Origin of the sequence: Arthrobacter oryzae, assembly GCF_031454875.1 — a bacterium.
Lineage (GTDB): Bacteria > Actinomycetota > Actinomycetes > Actinomycetales > Micrococcaceae > Arthrobacter > Arthrobacter oryzae_D.
The window spans coordinates 300,657-316,624 of record NZ_JAVDRQ010000006.1; the positions used below are offsets into that span (position 1 = coordinate 300,657).

Annotated in this window: 16 protein-coding genes and 2 riboswitches; of the genes, 6 read left to right on the forward strand and 10 right to left on the reverse strand. The window is 66.5% G+C overall.

What is annotated here, in order from left to right; genetic code table 11:
* Positions 1-177: 177 nt before the first annotated feature.
* Genes J2805_RS13245 through J2805_RS13255 form a run of 3 tightly spaced genes read right to left on the reverse strand, consistent with a single transcriptional unit; the run spans position 178 to position 4,131 of the window.
* Positions 178-1,203 (reverse strand): PLP-dependent cysteine synthase family protein, encoded by a 1,026-nt coding sequence (locus J2805_RS13245; protein WP_396134344.1) that lies wholly within the window; start codon positions 1,201-1,203, stop codon positions 178-180.
* Positions 1,204-1,214: 11 nt separating this feature from the next.
* Positions 1,215-2,831 carry an aromatic amino acid ammonia-lyase gene (locus tag J2805_RS13250; protein WP_309976881.1) on the reverse strand — a complete coding sequence of 539 codons (1,617 nt, stop codon included), beginning with the start codon at positions 2,829-2,831 and terminating at the stop codon, positions 1,215-1,217.
* A 4-nt stretch (positions 2,832-2,835) separates the two neighbouring features.
* Positions 2,836-4,131 carry an NtaA/DmoA family FMN-dependent monooxygenase gene (locus J2805_RS13255; protein WP_309976884.1) on the reverse strand — a complete coding sequence of 432 codons (1,296 nt, stop codon included), beginning with the start codon at positions 4,129-4,131 and terminating at the stop codon, positions 2,836-2,838.
* A gap of 231 nt (positions 4,132-4,362) precedes the next feature.
* Positions 4,363-4,478: riboswitch (SAM riboswitch) on the forward strand.
* Positions 4,479-4,512: 34 nt separating this feature from the next.
* On the opposite strand from J2805_RS13255, the gene J2805_RS13260 reads away from it, so the two are divergent.
* Genes J2805_RS13260 through J2805_RS13270 form a run of 3 tightly spaced genes read left to right on the forward strand, consistent with a single transcriptional unit; the run spans position 4,513 to position 6,431 of the window.
* Positions 4,513-4,815, forward strand: a complete 303-nt coding sequence (locus J2805_RS13260; protein ID WP_396134345.1) for a DUF1737 domain-containing protein — start codon at positions 4,513-4,515, stop codon at positions 4,813-4,815.
* Positions 4,812-5,222, forward strand: a complete 411-nt coding sequence (locus J2805_RS13265; RefSeq protein ID WP_309976886.1) for a rhodanese-like domain-containing protein — start codon at positions 4,812-4,814, stop codon at positions 5,220-5,222. The genes J2805_RS13260 and J2805_RS13265 overlap by 4 nt, the downstream gene beginning before the upstream one ends.
* Positions 5,223-6,431 (forward strand): O-succinylhomoserine sulfhydrylase, encoded by a 1,209-nt coding sequence (locus tag J2805_RS13270; RefSeq protein ID WP_309976888.1) that lies wholly within the window; start codon positions 5,223-5,225, stop codon positions 6,429-6,431.
* A 115-nt stretch (positions 6,432-6,546) separates the two neighbouring features.
* Here the strand turns inward: J2805_RS13270 and J2805_RS13275 are convergent, their stop codons facing one another.
* Entirely contained in the window at positions 6,547-7,263 is a 717-nt protein-coding gene (locus J2805_RS13275) for a hypothetical protein (protein ID WP_309976890.1), read from the reverse strand.
* A 334-nt stretch (positions 7,264-7,597) separates the two neighbouring features.
* Between J2805_RS13275 and J2805_RS13280 the strand changes: the two genes are divergently transcribed.
* The gene (locus tag J2805_RS13280; protein ID WP_309976892.1) at positions 7,598-8,218 is read left to right on the forward strand and encodes a hypothetical protein; all 621 of its coding nucleotides are present in this window, start codon (positions 7,598-7,600) and stop codon (positions 8,216-8,218) included.
* 7 nt (positions 8,219-8,225) lie between these two features.
* Here the strand turns inward: J2805_RS13280 and J2805_RS13285 are convergent, their stop codons facing one another.
* The 3 genes from J2805_RS13285 to J2805_RS13295 all read right to left on the reverse strand — a co-directional run bounded on the left by J2805_RS13285 (position 8,226) and on the right by J2805_RS13295 (position 11,450).
* The gene (locus J2805_RS13285; protein WP_309976894.1) at positions 8,226-8,549 is read right to left on the reverse strand and encodes a hypothetical protein; all 324 of its coding nucleotides are present in this window, start codon (positions 8,547-8,549) and stop codon (positions 8,226-8,228) included.
* Between the two features lie 27 nt (positions 8,550-8,576).
* Entirely contained in the window at positions 8,577-9,803 is a 1,227-nt protein-coding gene (locus J2805_RS13290) for a glutamate--cysteine ligase 2 (protein ID WP_309976896.1), read from the reverse strand.
* A 123-nt stretch (positions 9,804-9,926) separates the two neighbouring features.
* Positions 9,927-11,450, reverse strand: coding sequence for a UDP-N-acetylglucosamine 1-carboxyvinyltransferase (locus J2805_RS13295; RefSeq protein ID WP_309976899.1), 1,524 nt, complete (start codon positions 11,448-11,450; stop codon positions 9,927-9,929).
* Between the two features lie 195 nt (positions 11,451-11,645).
* Here J2805_RS13295 and J2805_RS13300 point away from each other — a divergent pair, with 195 nt between their 5' ends.
* A complete protein-coding gene (locus tag J2805_RS13300) occupies positions 11,646-12,098 on the forward strand; it encodes a hypothetical protein (protein ID WP_309976901.1) in 453 nt (150 codons plus the stop codon).
* 39 nt (positions 12,099-12,137) lie between these two features.
* Here J2805_RS13300 and J2805_RS13305 read toward each other — a convergent pair whose 3' ends face one another.
* Genes J2805_RS13305 through J2805_RS13315 form a run of 3 tightly spaced genes read right to left on the reverse strand, consistent with a single transcriptional unit; the run spans position 12,138 to position 15,236 of the window.
* Positions 12,138-12,941: an energy-coupling factor transporter transmembrane component T family protein gene (locus J2805_RS13305; protein ID WP_309976903.1), complete on the reverse strand. Its 804-nt coding sequence runs from the start codon at positions 12,939-12,941 to the stop codon at positions 12,138-12,140.
* The gene (locus J2805_RS13310) at positions 12,938-14,587 is read right to left on the reverse strand and encodes an ABC transporter ATP-binding protein (RefSeq protein ID WP_309976905.1); all 1,650 of its coding nucleotides are present in this window, start codon (positions 14,585-14,587) and stop codon (positions 12,938-12,940) included. Before J2805_RS13310 ends, J2805_RS13305 begins: the two co-directional genes overlap by 4 nt.
* Before the next feature lie 16 nt (positions 14,588-14,603).
* Positions 14,604-15,236 (reverse strand): ECF transporter S component, encoded by a 633-nt coding sequence (locus tag J2805_RS13315; RefSeq protein WP_307051696.1) that lies wholly within the window; start codon positions 15,234-15,236, stop codon positions 14,604-14,606.
* A gap of 72 nt (positions 15,237-15,308) precedes the next feature.
* A riboswitch (TPP riboswitch) is annotated at positions 15,309-15,452 on the reverse strand.
* A gap of 174 nt (positions 15,453-15,626) precedes the next feature.
* Here J2805_RS13315 and J2805_RS13320 point away from each other — a divergent pair.
* Positions 15,627-15,890, forward strand: a complete 264-nt coding sequence (locus J2805_RS13320) for a DUF4235 domain-containing protein (protein ID WP_309976908.1) — start codon at positions 15,627-15,629, stop codon at positions 15,888-15,890.
* Positions 15,891-15,968 lie beyond the last annotated feature (78 nt).

The window sequence follows — 15,968 nt, forward strand, 5'->3', positions numbered from 1 at the left end:
ATCCATTGACATTGGCTATTCCTTTATAAGTGCTGGTCCCGGCTGAGCCCGGGACCCGTCCGTGAATACGCCGCATCCCTATTCGGGGATGCGGGAACCGCGAACGTTTCAAAAGCGTACAACGGGGCCGGGCCGTCTGTCTCTAGCTGTATCCGACTCGTAATACAAGGACGCAGGCTATTCCTCCACGAATTCCGCGGCCAGATGGATGTTGTTATCCGCCAGCCACACCGGATTGAAGGCCTTGCTCAGGTAGTTGCTGCCGGCGTCGGGGGCTATGGCCACCACCACGGAGCCGTGCGGCGCGGCGAGCGCAACCCTCAGTGCGGCCGCCACGGCCAGCCCTGATGAGGGCCCAAGGGACAGTCCCTCCTCGTTCAGCAGCCGGTGCTCCGTGGTGTACGCCTCGTTGTTGGGAATGCGCAGGAAGCGGTCCACGATGCCGCGGTCGAAGATCTTGGGCCACTCGGCCTCCGGCCAGGAATTTCCCACACCGTCCACCAGGATCTCGCCGGGGTGGCCGCCGCTGTACACGGAGCCCATGGGATCCGCGGCGATCACTTCAACGTGGCCGCCCGTTTTTTCCTTCAGGTACCGGCCGTTGCCGCTGATGGTGCCGCCGGTGCCGATACCTGCCACGAAGTGAGTTATTTTGCCGGACGTCTGCTGCCAGATCTCCGGTGCCGTCCCTTCGTAGTGCGCAAGCGGGTTGGCGGGGTTGTCGAACTGCAGCGGCCGCCAGGCACCCGGGAGTTCGGCGGTGATCCGCGCCGCAACAGCCCGTGCATTCTCGGGTGACTCCGAGGGCGCGGCCCAGTCCGTGACTACCACCTTGGCGCCATAGCGGTACAGCGCGGCGAGTTTTTCGGACGAGATGGTGTCCCCGGTGACCACAACGACGGGATGTCCGGTCAGCGCGCCGATCAGTGCCAGCCCGATCCCGGTGTTCCCCGAGGTGCTCTCCACTATGGTTGCGCCCGGAAGGAGTTCGCCGCTGCGTTCAGCGGCGCGGACCATGCTCAGTGCCGTGCGGTCCTTGATGGAGCCGCCAGGATTGTCGGATTCGAGTTTGACGTAGACGGTACTGCCCAGCCCCTTGCTGAGAACGTTCAGGGGCACCAGCGGGGTGTTGCCCACCTGCGCCAGAACGGCGGCGGCATCCGCCGCAACATCCGCTTGGGGAACCGCGTGCCTGCCTGTCATTGTGCCCATGGCTACCTTTCCGTCCCGCCGTCGTGGGTGTTTTTGTGGCCGCCGTTCGGCGCGCCCTTCAGGACGCTGCCCAGCACGCTTCCCACGGCGCTCTTCAAGGCAACGCGCGCCTCGTCCACCAGCGCGGCGGCCGGCAGGTGCCGGGCCAGCAGGCCGGAAAGGCGCTCGACGACGGCGCCTGTCCCCTTTCCCAGCGGCCGCTCCGGCGGCGCCTCCGCCTCAGCCTCAGCCAACAGGTACGCGGCCGTCAGCGCCTCGATGGCGAAAAGCTTCTCGGTGGCATCCACGGAGCGCTCCAGCAGCTGGAGGGCCAGCGGCGCCAGCGTTGAGTGGTCTTCGACATCCGCGGACAGTGTGGGCGCCCCGAGTGTCGCCGGCGCTGCGAGGAACTTGAGCTCGGACAGCAGGCCGGCCGCCGAATACCAGAGCAGTCCTGGCAGCTCTTCCGTTTCCAGCGGAGAGCCGTTCCTGGCAGCGTCGAGGTGCCGTTGGCGGATGCGCCGCTGCGGCGGGTAGAGCTTGGCGATCCGCCGTTCACTGCTGATCCCCAGATGGGCCAGGCCGAGGCGCAGGGCTTCGAACGCCAGCGCCAGCTGCATGGGCTGGAAGTTTCCGCCGGAGACCATCCGGCCCGAGTCGAGGTCGGTGAGCGGGTTGTCGCCCCTGCCGTTGAGCTCCACTTCCAGGGCATCCTCCAAAGCGGTCACCTGCCATCGGAAGGCCCCGTGGGTCTGGGGTGCCGCCCTGAAGGACAGCGCGTCCTGCACGGACACCTCCCGCGTTGGGTCCTCCAGCCAGCCGCCCCGAAGCAGCCGCCGGATATTGTTTGCCGTGACCGCCTGACCGGTGACGGCTTTGGCCGCCTGCACCGCCGGGGAAAACGGGCTGAGGTTGCCCCCGCCGTCGTGCCGTGCCGTCGCCTCGAGCGACAGTGCGAGCGCGGCGTCCGCGAGATCGGCGAGCCGCAGGATCCGGTGCAGCACCAGCGCGCCGACACCTATCGAGTAGGAATTGGAGCTGACCAGGGCCAGGGCTTCGCCGGGGGCCAGTTCCAGCGGAGCCAGCCCGGCGTCGGCGAGCGCCTGCCCGCCGGGCACCAGCTGCCCGTCAGCCGCCACAGCCTGGCCTTCTCCGATGGCGACGGCGGCCACGGCGGCGAGGTGGGTCAGGTCAGCCGAGCCCACGGACCCTTCGCGCGGGATGGCGGGGATCACTCCCCGGTTCAGCATCTCGGCGTAGAAGCGGGCCGTTTCCGGCCGGACCCCCGAACCGCCGCGGCTGAAGCCCACGAGCCGTGCCAGCATGAGGGCCCGGACCTCGGCCGCGTCAAGAGCCTCCCCCACTCCGCTGTGGTGGTACCGCACCACCTGTACCTGGTAGGCGAGGATCGACTTCTCCTCCACGGCGGTGTCACGCCCGGAACCCAGCAAAGTGTTGAGTCCGTAGACGCGGTGGCCCGAATCGATGGCCTGCTGCACCACCTCACGCGAGAGCCCGATCAGTTCCAGGGCATCCGTGCTCAGGACGACTTTCACGGCCGGATCCGCTGCTGCTTCCGCGACGTCCTTGGCGCGCAGGTGCGCCGTACCGATCAGGAAGTTGCCGCTTCCGTTTCCCATGGGATTAGAAGTCCAGCAGGTTCCGGCGGAAGCCGCCGTCGCCATAGCTTGTACGGAGCAGCCCCCGGCGTCGCAGCACCGGCGCCAGGCGGTCCAGCACGCCGTGAACCGTGGCCGGGTCCACGAAGCCGGAGAACAGGAAACCGTCCCCGCCCACTTCTGCCCCGGTTTCCTCGAGGTAGTCGGCAATGTCTTCGGCAGTGCCGATGATGCTGTCCCCGGCGCCGCCGCTGCGGGCCTGCAAGAGCTGGCGCAGCGTGGACCCGGGCGGACCGGCTTTGGCGAAATGGTCCAGGGTGCCCTGGTTGCTGTTGGTGGTGAGTTCGGGGAGCGGGGCGTCGAGGTCGAACTGCTTGAAGTCGATCACCGAGAGGTAGGAGATGGAGTTCAGCTGGCTGTCGATATCGCGCTGCGTGAGTTGCCGGCGCTGTTCGCGCAGCTCATCCGCCTCGGCGCGGGACCCCACCACGGTGGGTTTGAAGACATACAGTACCTTGACGTCGTCGGCGTCCCGACCGGCTGCGGCGGCCTCGGCGCGGATCGAATCGCGGTAGGCCTTCATGCCGTCCACACCCCGCGCCAGGGCAATGGCGACGTCGGCGTTACCGCCCGCGAACGCCTTGCCGCGCGGCGAAGCCCCGGCCTGGACCAGCACCGGCTCCTCGGGCAGCGGCGCAGTGTTCAGCGGCCCACGGACCTTGAAGAACTCGCCGTCATGGTTGATGGGATGGACCTTCGTATGGTCCGCGAAGATCCCCGCTTCCGCGTCCTCCACGATGGCCCCGGGTTCCCAGCTGCGCCAGAGCTTTCGCACCACGTCCACGAACTCCTCCGCCTTCTCGTACCGGAGGTCATGCTCGATCTGCTGGTCCAGGCCGTAGTTCTGTGCGGCAAGGTCGCTGCCGGAGGTCACCACGTTCCAGCCCAGCTGCCCGTTGGAGAAGTGCTGCAGGGTGGCCAGCAGCCGCGCCGCTGTGAACGGCGGATAGAAGGACGCACTCACCGTGGGAACGATGCCGAGGTGCTCGGTGGCGGAGAGCAGGTACGGAACCAGGGCCAGCGGGTCGTGTTTGGGCGCGAAGGATGCCTGGGCCAGCGAGACCTTGGCGCTGCCGCCGTAGGTGTCCGGCACGGTGAGGGAGTCCTCGATGATGAACAGGTCCAGCCCGGCACGCTCGAATTCCCGCACGGCATGCTGGTAGAGCGCCGGCTTTTTCCAGTCGTAACCGATGCCGTAGCCGGGAGTACCCCAGCCCTGGACGCCAAATCCGTGACCCACAAACCAACCGAAGTGCAGCATGGGACTGACTGTATTCCCGTTGGATCTGTTCACGGCTGCCTGATTTCATCCGGCGTTACAGCGGTTCATCTCCCGTCATTATCCTCCCGGCACCGGCATTTGTAACCGCAACATGGGGTCACGTACGGGGCCCGCGGTGACCGCTGTTACCGCCTCTGGCGGGTGGTCCCGTTACGGAAGATGACGACGGCGGCGGTGCGGGCCGCCGTCGTAAGTGTTACGTTTTTGGGGAGTAATGAGAACCGGCGCCAAGCCCTGACTGGCCGGTCGGCAACCCTCCCTTTCGCGGCGGGGTGCCTCAGGTGAATACTCGGCATATCGAACAATTCGACCTGCAAGCGTGAGAGAAGGAGATCCGTCGTGTCCGACGCACCCGCCCCACTGGCCCCGGCCGCCAAACCGGCTGCCGCCAGCCCGGACCTGCCCCAGGAAAAGCTGGCCTACCGGCTCATCACCGGCCCCGATGACCGCTCCTTCTGCGAGCGCATCTCGGCGGCACTGTCCGAAGGCTACGTCCTGCACGGGAGCCCGGCGGCCACGTTCAACGGCACCAGCGTGATCGTGGCGCAGGCCGTGATCCTGCCCGCGGCAATCGCCACCGCCGACGCTGCCGTGGCAACCGCCGTGGATGAGCTGGACTTCGACATCGACTTCCCAGGCGAAGCTTTCGAGGGGCACGCGTGAGCTACGCCGGAGACCTGAGCCCGCAGGATGCCTGGTCCAAGCTGGAACAGGGCGCGGTCCTGGTGGATGTTCGCACCGAGGGCGAGTGGGCGCATATCGGCATCCCGGACACCAAGGCCACGGAAAACGATCCCCTGTTCATCCAATGGACTTTCCCGGGCGGGATCCCCAACCCGGACTTCATCAACCAGCTGAAGCAGCAGGCCCCGGAGGATACCGGCGTCGAACTGGTGTTCCTCTGCCGTTCCGGTGTCCGCTCGGTGGCCGCCGCCATCGCCGCCACGCAGGCCGGCTTCACCGCCTACAACGTCCTTGAGGGCTTTGAGGGCGAACCGGACCGTTGGGGCGAGCGCACCGTCAACGGCTGGAAGAACCGCGGCCTGCCCACCAACCTCGGAAAGAACTAAGTGACCTTCAATCCCGACGCCGCCGGCTGGAGCCCCGATACCCAGGCTGTCCGCGGCGGCCTTGACCGTACCAATTTCCAGGAAACGGCCGAGCCGGTCTTCCTGAACTCGGGCTTCGTCTACGAATCCGCAGCAGCTGCCGAGCGTGCCTTCACCGGCGAGGACGAAAGATTTGTGTACTCCCGCTACGGCAACCCGTCGGTGGCCACCTTCCAGGAACGCCTCCGGCTCCTCGAAGGCACCGAGGCATGCTTCGCGACGGCGTCCGGCATGTCCGCCGTGTTCACGGCGCTGGGTGCCCTGCTGGCCGCCGGCGACCGGGTGGTGGCTGCACGTTCACTGTTCGGTTCGTGTTTTGTCATCCTGAACGAGATCCTGCCGCGCTGGGGCGTGGAAACGGTGTTCGTGGACGGACCGGACCTGGAGCAGTGGCGCACCGCCCTCTCAGAACCCACGACGGCCGTGTTCTTCGAGTCGCCGTCGAACCCCATGCAGGAGATCGTGGACATCGCCGCGGTCAGCGAACTCGCGCACGCGGCAGGTGCCACGGTGGTGGTGGACAACGTGTTCGCCACTCCCCTGCTCCAGCGCTGCGGCGACCTGGGCGCCGACGTGGTGGTGTACTCCGGCACCAAGCACATTGACGGCCAGGGCCGGGTCCTGGGCGGTGCCATCCTGGGCACCAAGGAGTTCATCGACGGACCGGTCAAGCAGCTTATGCGCCACACCGGCCCGGCGCTTTCCGCGTTCAACGCCTGGGTGCTGACCAAGGGCCTGGAAACCATGGCGCTGCGTGTCAACCACTCGTCCGCCTCCGCGCTTCGCCTGGCCGAATGGCTTGAAGGGCAGCCCGCCGTCAGCTGGGTCAAGTACCCGCTGCTGAAGTCGCACCCGCAGTACGAGCTGGCCGCCAAGCAGATGAAGGCAGGCGGTACTGTCCTCACGCTGGAGCTTTCGCCGTCCGCGGGCCGTACCGCGAAAGAGGCCGCCTTTGCGCTGCTGGACTCGCTGCGGATCATCGACATCTCCAACAACCTTGGCGATGCAAAGTCACTTATCACCCACCCCGCCACTACCACGCACCGTGCCATGGGACCGGAAGGCCGTGCGGCCATCGGGCTCAGCGACGGCGTGGTTCGGCTTTCGGTAGGACTCGAGGATGTTGACGACCTCATCCGGGACCTGGAACAGGCACTCAAGCAGATCTAGCCCGCTCAGTACAGGCGAGCGCGAACGGGCAGATACGGCCCTGCATTTTGGGGCCTTATCTGCCCGTTCGCGCTACCTGGCGTGCGCTCCGTGCCGCAGTACGTTGCTACCTTTCTCAGCCGTGGGCGAGGATGGTGTCGATCAGTTGGGCCAGCTCGGGCGCAGCGTTCGGGGTGACTGCCGGTCCGGCTTTCACCGCGGTGGCGGCCAGGCTTCCCTTGATGCCGGTCATGGTCAGCGCCGTCTGCTTTTCGCCGGTGGAAAGGCTCTGCTTGGCGAGCGCGGCGAAGGACTGGTCGCCCTTCGTCTTTGTATCCACCGGCTGGACCTCGGTGGTGATCTTCTGCCCGGCCAGTTCGACAGTGAAGTTGCGGCACTCGGCCGAAGCCTTCCGCGAGGCCTCCAGATGGTCGGTCAGTTCCTTGGCGTCCTTGAGGGCTATAACGGTGACCACAATCGCCGTACTCTCCGCAGCCGACACCGTGGTTCCCGCCGCATAGGTGCTGTCCTCGGGGATCTGGGAGTTGCTGTCGGCAAAGACGTTGCATGCGGGCGGCGTGAAGACAGCGCTCTTCAGCACCTCTTTGGCCTTGATGATGCCTTGGTCGATCTGCGCTGCGGGAATCACGGTCAGCGGGCGCCCTTGGCTGTCTTTCAGTGTGGCAAGGAGGGAGCTCAGGTCCGCATCCGTGTAGGTCTTTGCGGGGGTTGGCGTGGCGCTGGAGGGCGGCGGCGTCGAGGCTGCGGGTTCCGTGCCGGTGTTTGTTCCGCATCCGCTGATGGCCAGGAACGCCGTCAGGAGGATGGCTGCTGGTGTGATGCGCCTTTGCATGGACTGATCCCCGTTCACTGAAACCGGTCCGCCCCGGGGTTCGGGGCGCGTTCCGGTACCGGACCCGCTGGGCGCAGTGGTGGAGCGTCAGGGCGGATACGGAGTGCTGCTGCGCGCGAAAGTGGTGAAGGGGATCGGGTCTGGGGGACGGCCCATTAAAGGCGATCCGCCGGTGCGCTCGATCCCCCTCGAGCACCGCTGACTGACGCGATAACGTCAAACTACGGCACGGCGCCCGGGCCAAACAGAGTGTTCACTACCTGTTTTCGCCCGCCGTTCCGGTGTCAGCTTCCGGTTGCGGTGGCGGCCTTGACGTCGGTGCAAGGATGGGGGCATGTCCTTCTTTGATGACATCCCCGAGCCGCCGCAGAGGCCTCGCCCGCCCAAGCATGTACCCCCGGTCTGGGCAGGACCTCCGGGGGACGAGCTCCCCGCCGTCGTTTCAGTGGGGCAGTTCTTCCACCGGTCGGACCGCCTGGTCATGGCCGCAAAAAGCGTTGAGGTCTTTTCCACCGGGTGCCTGTTCGAGGTGGTCTGGGCAGTCCGCAGGTCCGGCGAGACGGACAGCGAATGGAGCCTTGTCACTGATCAGTGCTTCAACCGCGGCGGTTACAGGCTGGATGCCGAGCGCGGCCGTGGCGCCCTCCGTTTCGGCGTCGCTCTCCCGGACGGGCGGAAGACCACAACGTCCCAGGTGCACCCGGACATGTTTGAAGGATCTGAGGCCGTGGCGGGGCCGGTTCTGATGATGGCGGGCGGTGGTGGGGGTTCAGCCAACGACGATGAGCTTTTCGCGTCCAGCAGGTTCTGGCTGTGGCCGCTGCCCCTGGGCGGCGACCCCAAGGTGGTGGCGCAATGGGACGACCTTGGCATGGCCGAGGTGTCCGTTCTGATCAGCGGAGAACAGCTCGCTGGTGCGGCTCCCAAGGTGCAAAAGTACTGGGCTGCGCTCTGAGTGTGGCCTAGGTATCGAGCTCCCAGTGGATGCGAATGGCGTCAGCAATCGGCGCGGCGGCAACATCCACAATGAAGGCCACGGGTGCGGTTCCCGTCTCTTCGATAACGGTGTCATGGTAGACCCGCCCGCAGGCGGGGCAGAGCGTGTAAAGGTCCTCGTCGTCCGGCCATGCGGCCAGCCCGGAGGGCACGGGCGTGTCCCCGCCAAGGTGGACGGGCATGCCTTCGGAGTTGGCCTGGATCAGACCTTCATCGCCCACCGTGTTTCCGCAGACGCAGGTGATGGTGGTGACATCATGACCGGTGACTTGGGCGAATTCGGTTTCCATGGCGCGCTCCGGGTTGTAGGAACCTGATCAGGACTGGCGGACGCGCAGCAGTACCGGCGCCGGCTCGCGGGCGTTGATGTCTTCGGACCGGCGCATGGTGACTTCCACGGAGTGCGCCACGACGGCTGCCAGTCCCGCCGGGGCATCAGCGCCACGGGTCAGTTCCGCCTGCATCGCTCGGCGCTGCTGTTCAGAACCGGTCCCGCGGTTGAGGATCCTGCTGACGCCTTCCCGGGCCAGTTCCAGCTCGTCCTGTTCCACCAGAACCGGGGCTACGAAGTCCACCAGCGCCTCCACTACTTCCTCGGCAGGGGCCGGGCGGAACGTGCCGAAATCGAGGAGGTCACCGCGAAGCCCGCAATTGCTTGCCTGCCACGCCGCCATCCGGAGCAGCACCGTGGGGACCGGAGCCGGGTCCACTCCTGCCCGCCATTCCCTGCTGGCTGATTCGACCAGCCCGCGAACCAGGACGGCGATCAGCGCAGCGTCCTCGGCGTCCAGGCAGACGTCCGCCACACGAACCTCCACGGTGGGATGGTTACGGGAGAGCCGCGCGTCGAAGTAGATCATGCCCTCGTCCAGGAGCACACCGCTGTCCAGCAGGCGGGTAACCACGCGCCGGTACACGGAGTGCGTGCCGAAAATCTGGGACGGGCCCGACGTCGGCCAGCGGTTCCAGGCCTGCGTGCGGTAGCTTTCGAAGCCGGTCTCCACACCGTTCCAGAACGGCGAGTTCGCGCTGAGTGCCGTCAGCACCGCCAGCTTGTCCCTGATCCGGTCGAGGACGGCCACACCTTCCTCGGGGGACTCGATAAAGGTGTGGACGTGGAATCCGCAGGTCAGCTGCTCATAGACCGTGAGCCCAAACCGCTCCTGCATGGTGGCGTAGCGGGGGTTCGGCGTGGTGTGCGTCGTGGAAGCAATCGGCGAGGTGGCCAGCGCGGCCACCCGTGCGCTGTGTTTCCTGGCGGCGCGGTCGGCCAGGCCCCGGCCCTGGCGGATCTGATGGAGCAGCTCAGCATAGTCGAGGCACGGCCGCGTCTGCGTCTCGATCTGCTCAAGTTTCAGCTCGGCGGTCAGCCCGGTGGCGTCGTCGTCATTCGTCGAGTCATGAGGATCCGGAATCCGCGGCTTGTCCGGGGCGTCGTCGGCAGCGAGCTTCCGCCCTGCCAGCAGGGCGTCCGCCAGCGCCAGCGGCTCCCCGGTGACGGGGTCCACGATCAGCAGCTCTTCCTCAACCCCGAAAGTTCGCATGCATACATTGTGCGCCCGTGACGCCGCGTTAGACAGCTTCCGTAACGGAAGCTCATGAGCGTGACGGGGTCAGTCACGCTCACGGACACGCCGCCGCAGCGCGCGTCCGTGAGCCTGACTCCGTCAGTCCTGGAAGTACTCGATCTTCGCGCCGATGGTGTTGAGCCGCTCGGCCAGGTCCTCGTAGCCGCGCTCGATCACATAGATGTTGCGAAGCTCGGACACTCCGCGGGCGGCCAGCATGGCCAGCAGGATGCACGCGGCGGGGCGCAAGGCCGGCGGGCAGCCCACCTCCGCGGCGCGCCACCGTGTGGGGCCGTTCACGTAGATCCGGTGCGGATCCAGCAGCTGTATGCGGGCTCCCAGCTTGTTCAGCTCGGTCAGGTAGATGGCGCGGTTCTCGTAGACCCAGTCGTGGATCATGGTCTGGCCTTCGGCGTTGCCGGCAATGACGGCAAAAAACGGCAGGTTGTCGATGTTCAGGCCGGGGAACGGCATGGGGTGGATCTTGTCCGTGGGGGCATGCAGCGCAGAAGGCTTGGTGGTGACGTCTACCAGCCGCGTGCGCCCGTTGCGGGCAAAGTACTCGCCGGAGATTTCCAGTTCCTGGCCCATCTGTTCCAGGGTGGCCAGTTCGATCTCCATGAATTCGATGGGAACGCGGCGGATGGTCACCTCGGAATTGGTCACAATGCCGGCGGTGATGAGGCTCATCGCCTCGATGGGGTCCTCCGACGGGAAGTATTCGATGTCGGCGTCGATGGAGGGCTGCCCGGTGATCTTCAGGGTGGTGGTTCCCACCCCGTCGATCACGACACCCAGCCGCTGCAGGTAGAAGCAGAGGTCCTGGACCATGTAATTGGGGCTGGCGTTGCGGATGACCGTCGTGCCGCGGCGGTGGGCCGCGGCCATGATGGCGTTTTCGGTGACCGTGTCACCGCGTTCGCTCAGCACAAAGCTGCGGTTGTCGCCGTCGGCCGGCGGTGCCTGCACCGAGTAGAAGCCGGACTTGGCTTCCACCGAAAGGCCGAACTGGCGAAGCGCCTGCATATGCGGCTCAACGGTACGGGTGCCCAGGTCGCAGCCGCCCGCGTACGGAAGCCGGTACTCTGCAGACTCGTCGAGCAGCGGCCCGAGCAACATGATCACGCTGCGGGTGCGGCGGGCAGCTTCCACGTCCATGGAGTCCAGATCCAGCTCTGCGGGGCGACGGATCTGCAGATCGTTGGCGTTGAGCCACGTGCATTCGACGCCGATGCTGGTCAGGACCTCGACGATCCGGTTCACTTCCTCAATCCGGGCCAACCGGCGCAGCGTGGTGGTGCCGCGGTTGATGAGGCTGGCACAAAGCAGGGCGACGCCGGCGTTCTTGCTGGTGTTGACGTCCACGGAACCGGACAGGGTGCGGCCGCCTTCCACCCGGAGGTGCGTCATCTGCGGCCGGCCCACTTTGACGATGCTGCGGCCCACGATGGCCTCGAGCCGCTGAATCATCTTGAGGCTGAGGTTCTGCTTGCCCTGTTCCATCCGGGCGATGGCGCTCTGGCTGGTTCCCAGCTCGGCCGCCAGCTGCCCTTGGGTCCAGCCTTTCTCTCCCCGGGCATCGCGGAGCAGCAGGCCAACGTGTTCAGCGGTCTCTTGAGTCATAGGAAGAAAATATCATGAATGAGTTATTTCAGCCCGCAGGTTGGCATGAAATACCGCGAAGCTCACAAAATAGTCACTCTGTGCGATAAAGTCCCAAGGGCATTCAGCCGATGGACACCCCTGCCCATTGTTTCCGACTCGCCGGGGCAGCACGATTGGTGGCATCGCCATTGCAGAACGAGACGAGGACACCCCATGCTGACGCCGCTGATCCGGAGGGCTGCCGCCTCTGCGGGCCGCGGTCTCCTGGTGTGCGTCTTTCTGGCTTGTTCCGTGACCGGCTGCGCCGGCGACACGGCAGCCGAAAGCAACGACAGACTCAACTCCCTCGTGCTCGAAGCCGCCACCGGCGGCACGGAGCTGAAGCTGGCTGATGCCACCGACTTTGACTGGGACGAGGCCGGTTTCATCACCGAGGGGACACCCGCGGAAGATATCGAGGCAGCGTTCGGCGAGGCGGTCACGAGGGAGAACCGCTACACGGCTTCCCCGACGCTGTTCATCTTCCTCAAGGACGGCAAAGTCGCCAAGGCCATTCGCATTCTTCCGGATGCCTTCTTCGGAGGGGATGCAAAGAAAAAGTACGGGCGCGACGTCGTGCTTGCACCATTGGAAGGCCAGACAGGATTCCTCAGCTGGCGCGGATAGACGCACGCACCCGACCACCCCTGGCCGGCCTGGAGCTGCCTATTGCTGCTCGAGGAACACCATGTTCCAGGTTCCCGCGCCGACTGCCGCGGACACTGCCGCGGCAGCAATGAGCAGCCCGCCAAGGACCACCCAGATATCCAGCGCAGAGTATGTCGATTCGCGTGCCCAGGTCCGCTGCGCGCCGCCAAAGCCGCGCGCCTCCATGGTGACCGCGAGCCGTGAAGCCCGGCGGATGGCCTGCACCAGGAGGCCGAAGCTCTGCCCGAGCGTTGCCCGAATGCGCTGCGCAGGAGTCCCGTGCGAGCCCACGCCGCGGGCCCGCCTGGCCATGCCGATCGTCTGCCATTCCTCAGCCATCAGGCCCACCAGCCGCATCGCGGCCAGGGTGCCGAGGACAAAGCGGTGCGGCAGCTTCGCCTTCTGGGCGAGGGCATCGGCGAGGTCGGTGGGGTCCGTGCAGCTCATCAGCAGCACCGCCGGAAGGGCGATGGCCAGCCCGCGCAGCAGGAATCCCAGCCCCAGCTCCAGCGAGCCTTCGCTGATGGACCAGATGCCGACGTCGAGCAGGATCTTTCCGGTGTCCGGCGCCAGGATCGAGGTGCTCCAGCCGCCCAGGGCCGCCGCCAGGATCAGTGGCCACCCGCGCTGCCATAGCAGTGCGACGGTCAGGCCTGCCAGCGGGAAGAGCAGCAATTCGAACGCCAGCGCCACAGATGCGGACACCCAGTCGATGGACAGCGCGAGGACCACGGTTATGAGCATCACGACGCCGAACTTGGCCAGCGGATTGGCCCGCGTGAGCAGGGCATGATTCGCGCGCAGGGTCAACGCTTCCCTCATGGCGCGGCCACCTCGGGATCGCGGACGCCGGGTTCCTGCGCAGCGACTCCCAGCTCGGGCGCGCCAAGTTTCAGCTCGGTGCCGCCCAGGACGTCGCTGAACTCCTGGTCGTGGGTCACGGACACCACGGCGGTACCGGCATCGAGGAGCTCGGAGAGGAAGGACGCCAGCTCCGCCCAGGTGTTGGCATCCTGGCCGAACGTGGGCTCATCGAGGATCAGCACCCGGGGATGTGCGGCCAGGACAGTGGCCACGGACAGCCTCCGTTTCTCCCCGCCCGAGAGGGTGTAGGGGTTGGCGTCCACCAGGGTGGTCAGCCGGAGGCGCTCCAGCAGCTCATCCACGCGCTCCTCGCCATGGCCGAGGTGCCGCGGACCGAACATCAGCTCGTCCAGCACCCGTCCCGTGACGAACTGGTGCTCCGGCTCCTGGAACACGGTTCCGATCCGGGCGATCAACTGCTCGGCCTTCCATTTGTACGGGTCGATTCCGGCGCCGTCGCTGAGGTCAACCGTGGCGGACACCTTGCCCTCCACGGGCTGGAGCAGCCCGGCAAGGGTCAGGGCAAACGTGGACTTCCCGGAACCGTTGGGTCCCGTGATGGTGAGCGCCCGGCCGGACCGGACCTGCGCCGTGATTCCGGACTGCACCGGGACCGGCGGGACGGCCTTGAAACGCCGGCGTCGCGGCCTCTCACGGGAGACGGCCAGGCTCTCCGCTGCCAGCAGGAGGCCCCCGTTGCTCGCGGCTGCGGCACCGTGGGCGCGAGTGTCGTTACTCGCGGCTGCGGCACCTGCAGCTTCCTCAGCACCGGAACGCCTCCGGGTGACGGGCACATAACCGGGCACCCAGACGCCGGCAGCCACAAGCATGTCCCGCGCCTCCGCCAAGACCTGGTCAGGGGACCCGTCCAAAAGCACCGCGGAATCCGTGGCGGATCCCGGCTGCAGCACCACGATCCGGTCCACGAGGTCCTTCCACACACCCACGCGGTGCTCCACCACCACCAGCGTCGCCCCTGTTTTGTCCAGGCACCGGCCCACGGAGTCGCGGACCTCAAGTACCCCGGCAGGGTCGAGGTTGGCCGTGGGCTCGTCCAGGAGCAGCAGCCCCGGGCGCATCGCGAGGATGCCGGCGAGCGCCAGGCGCTGTTTCTGCCCGCCGGACAGGGCCGACGTCGGGTGGTCCAGCGGCAGGTGGGCCAGCCCGACGTCGTCGAGCGCCTCCCCCACACGCCTCCAGATGTCCGCGCGCGGCACGGACAGGTTTTCGGCGCCGAAGGCGACGTCGTCCCCCAGCCGGGAGAGGACCACCTGCGTCTCGGGGTCCTGCTGCATCAGGCCGGCACGTCCGCGCTGGGCGCGCGGCGGAGCGCCGTCCACCAGCAGGGTGCCGGTCTCATCGGAGTCCTCGTCGTCGGCGGTGCCGCTGTGATGGGCGCCGGAGTCGCTGTCTCCGAGCACTCCGGCCAGGGCATGCAGGAGCGTGGATTTGCCTGCGCCGGAGGGGCCAAGGAGCAGTACGCGTTCGCCGGGCTGAATCTCCAGGTCGAGGCCGCTGACGGCCGGCCGGGACCGGCCGGCGTGCCGCCAGCCCCAGCCCCGTGCCGTAACCGCCGCGGGGCGGACGCTGTCGGAAGACGTCATGAGGTGTGTGCAGTCATCAGGAGAAGACGGGCTCCGTGGCTGCCTTGCGGGAGGCGAAGGAGCTCAGCACGCCGGTCCTGGCCAGCCCGCGGGTGGCGATCCAGGACAGCGCTCCGGCGATGATGGCGCCCGAGATGGCGGTGAAGATGATGTAGGCCAGCTTGTCACCGGCGGCGTACGCGATGTTCCAGCCCCATGGTGCAAACGAATCGTTCAGGCCGCAGAAGAGGCCTGCCGCGGCACCGGCCAGCAGCGAAACAGGAAGGTTGAACTTCTTGTAGACAAAGACGGCGAAGATGATTTCCGCGCCGAGGCCCTGCACGAAGCCGGAGAACAGCACCGACGCGCCGTACTGCGAGCCCATGATTAGCTCACCGGTGGCAGCCACCGTTTCGCAGAAGAGGGCAGCGCCCGGTTTGCGGATGATCAGCATGCCCAGGACGGCGGGGATCATCCAGCCGCCGGCGATCAGGCCGGTCAGCGGCGGGTAAACCGCGTTTATGGGCGGCGAAACTGCGGCGGCCCCCTGGGACCAGGCCCAGAAAATAACGCCGCCGGCCACGGCGATCAACGCGGCAACAACAATGTCCACCACACGCCAGCTCTTCTTGCCGTGGTGCAACGTCTGCTTTGCAGAAATATCAGTCATGTCTTCCTCCTGAGGTACAGGAGGGGAGAGTGTTTCCCGGCCGGACCGCGGCTTCCGCCGCCTGCTGCCGGACACTCTGAGAACTCGACTCCCTTGCGCCGGTACTAACCGGATCAGGTTCGAGGGTCTGCGGCTGTCCGCACTCTCAGCGCCCGCCTCCGGTTCCCCTGGACTGCTCCAGTGATGCCCGACGGCGACGCTCCCCTGTCGTATCAAATCGCCCTTGTGGGCGTTGAACAGTTTACACCCGCGGGTCCGCGAAATCCCGGGGAAGGTGTCACAATCGGGCGGCTCGCCGCCTTGTTCCCGGGCCGCGGCTGCCCGCCCTCCGCGCACCGATGGGGCTAGGCTAGGGGAAGCCCTGTTTCCGTCCGCTGAGGAGTTCGTCTCATGAGTTTTTTCATCAAGCTACTTGGAACCGGAGTGAGCCTGCTGGCCGGATTTGCCGGCACCAAGGCCGTTGACGTCGTCTGGGAAAAGGTCACCGGCAGGAAGCCCCCCAAGGGCGACAAGGATGACGTTCCCACCACCCTGCGGACCGCCCTGACGTTCGCGCTGGTCTCGGCGTCCGTCAGCGCGATCATCCAGGTCCTCGCCAACCGCGGCACCCAGCGTGCCATCACCCGCTTCGCCAAGAGCCAGGACATCGTCTAGCTCCCACCACTACTGGAGTTTTTGTCCGGATAATGGCCGATGAGCGGGCTCGAAGTCGCGTTATCCGGACAAAAACTC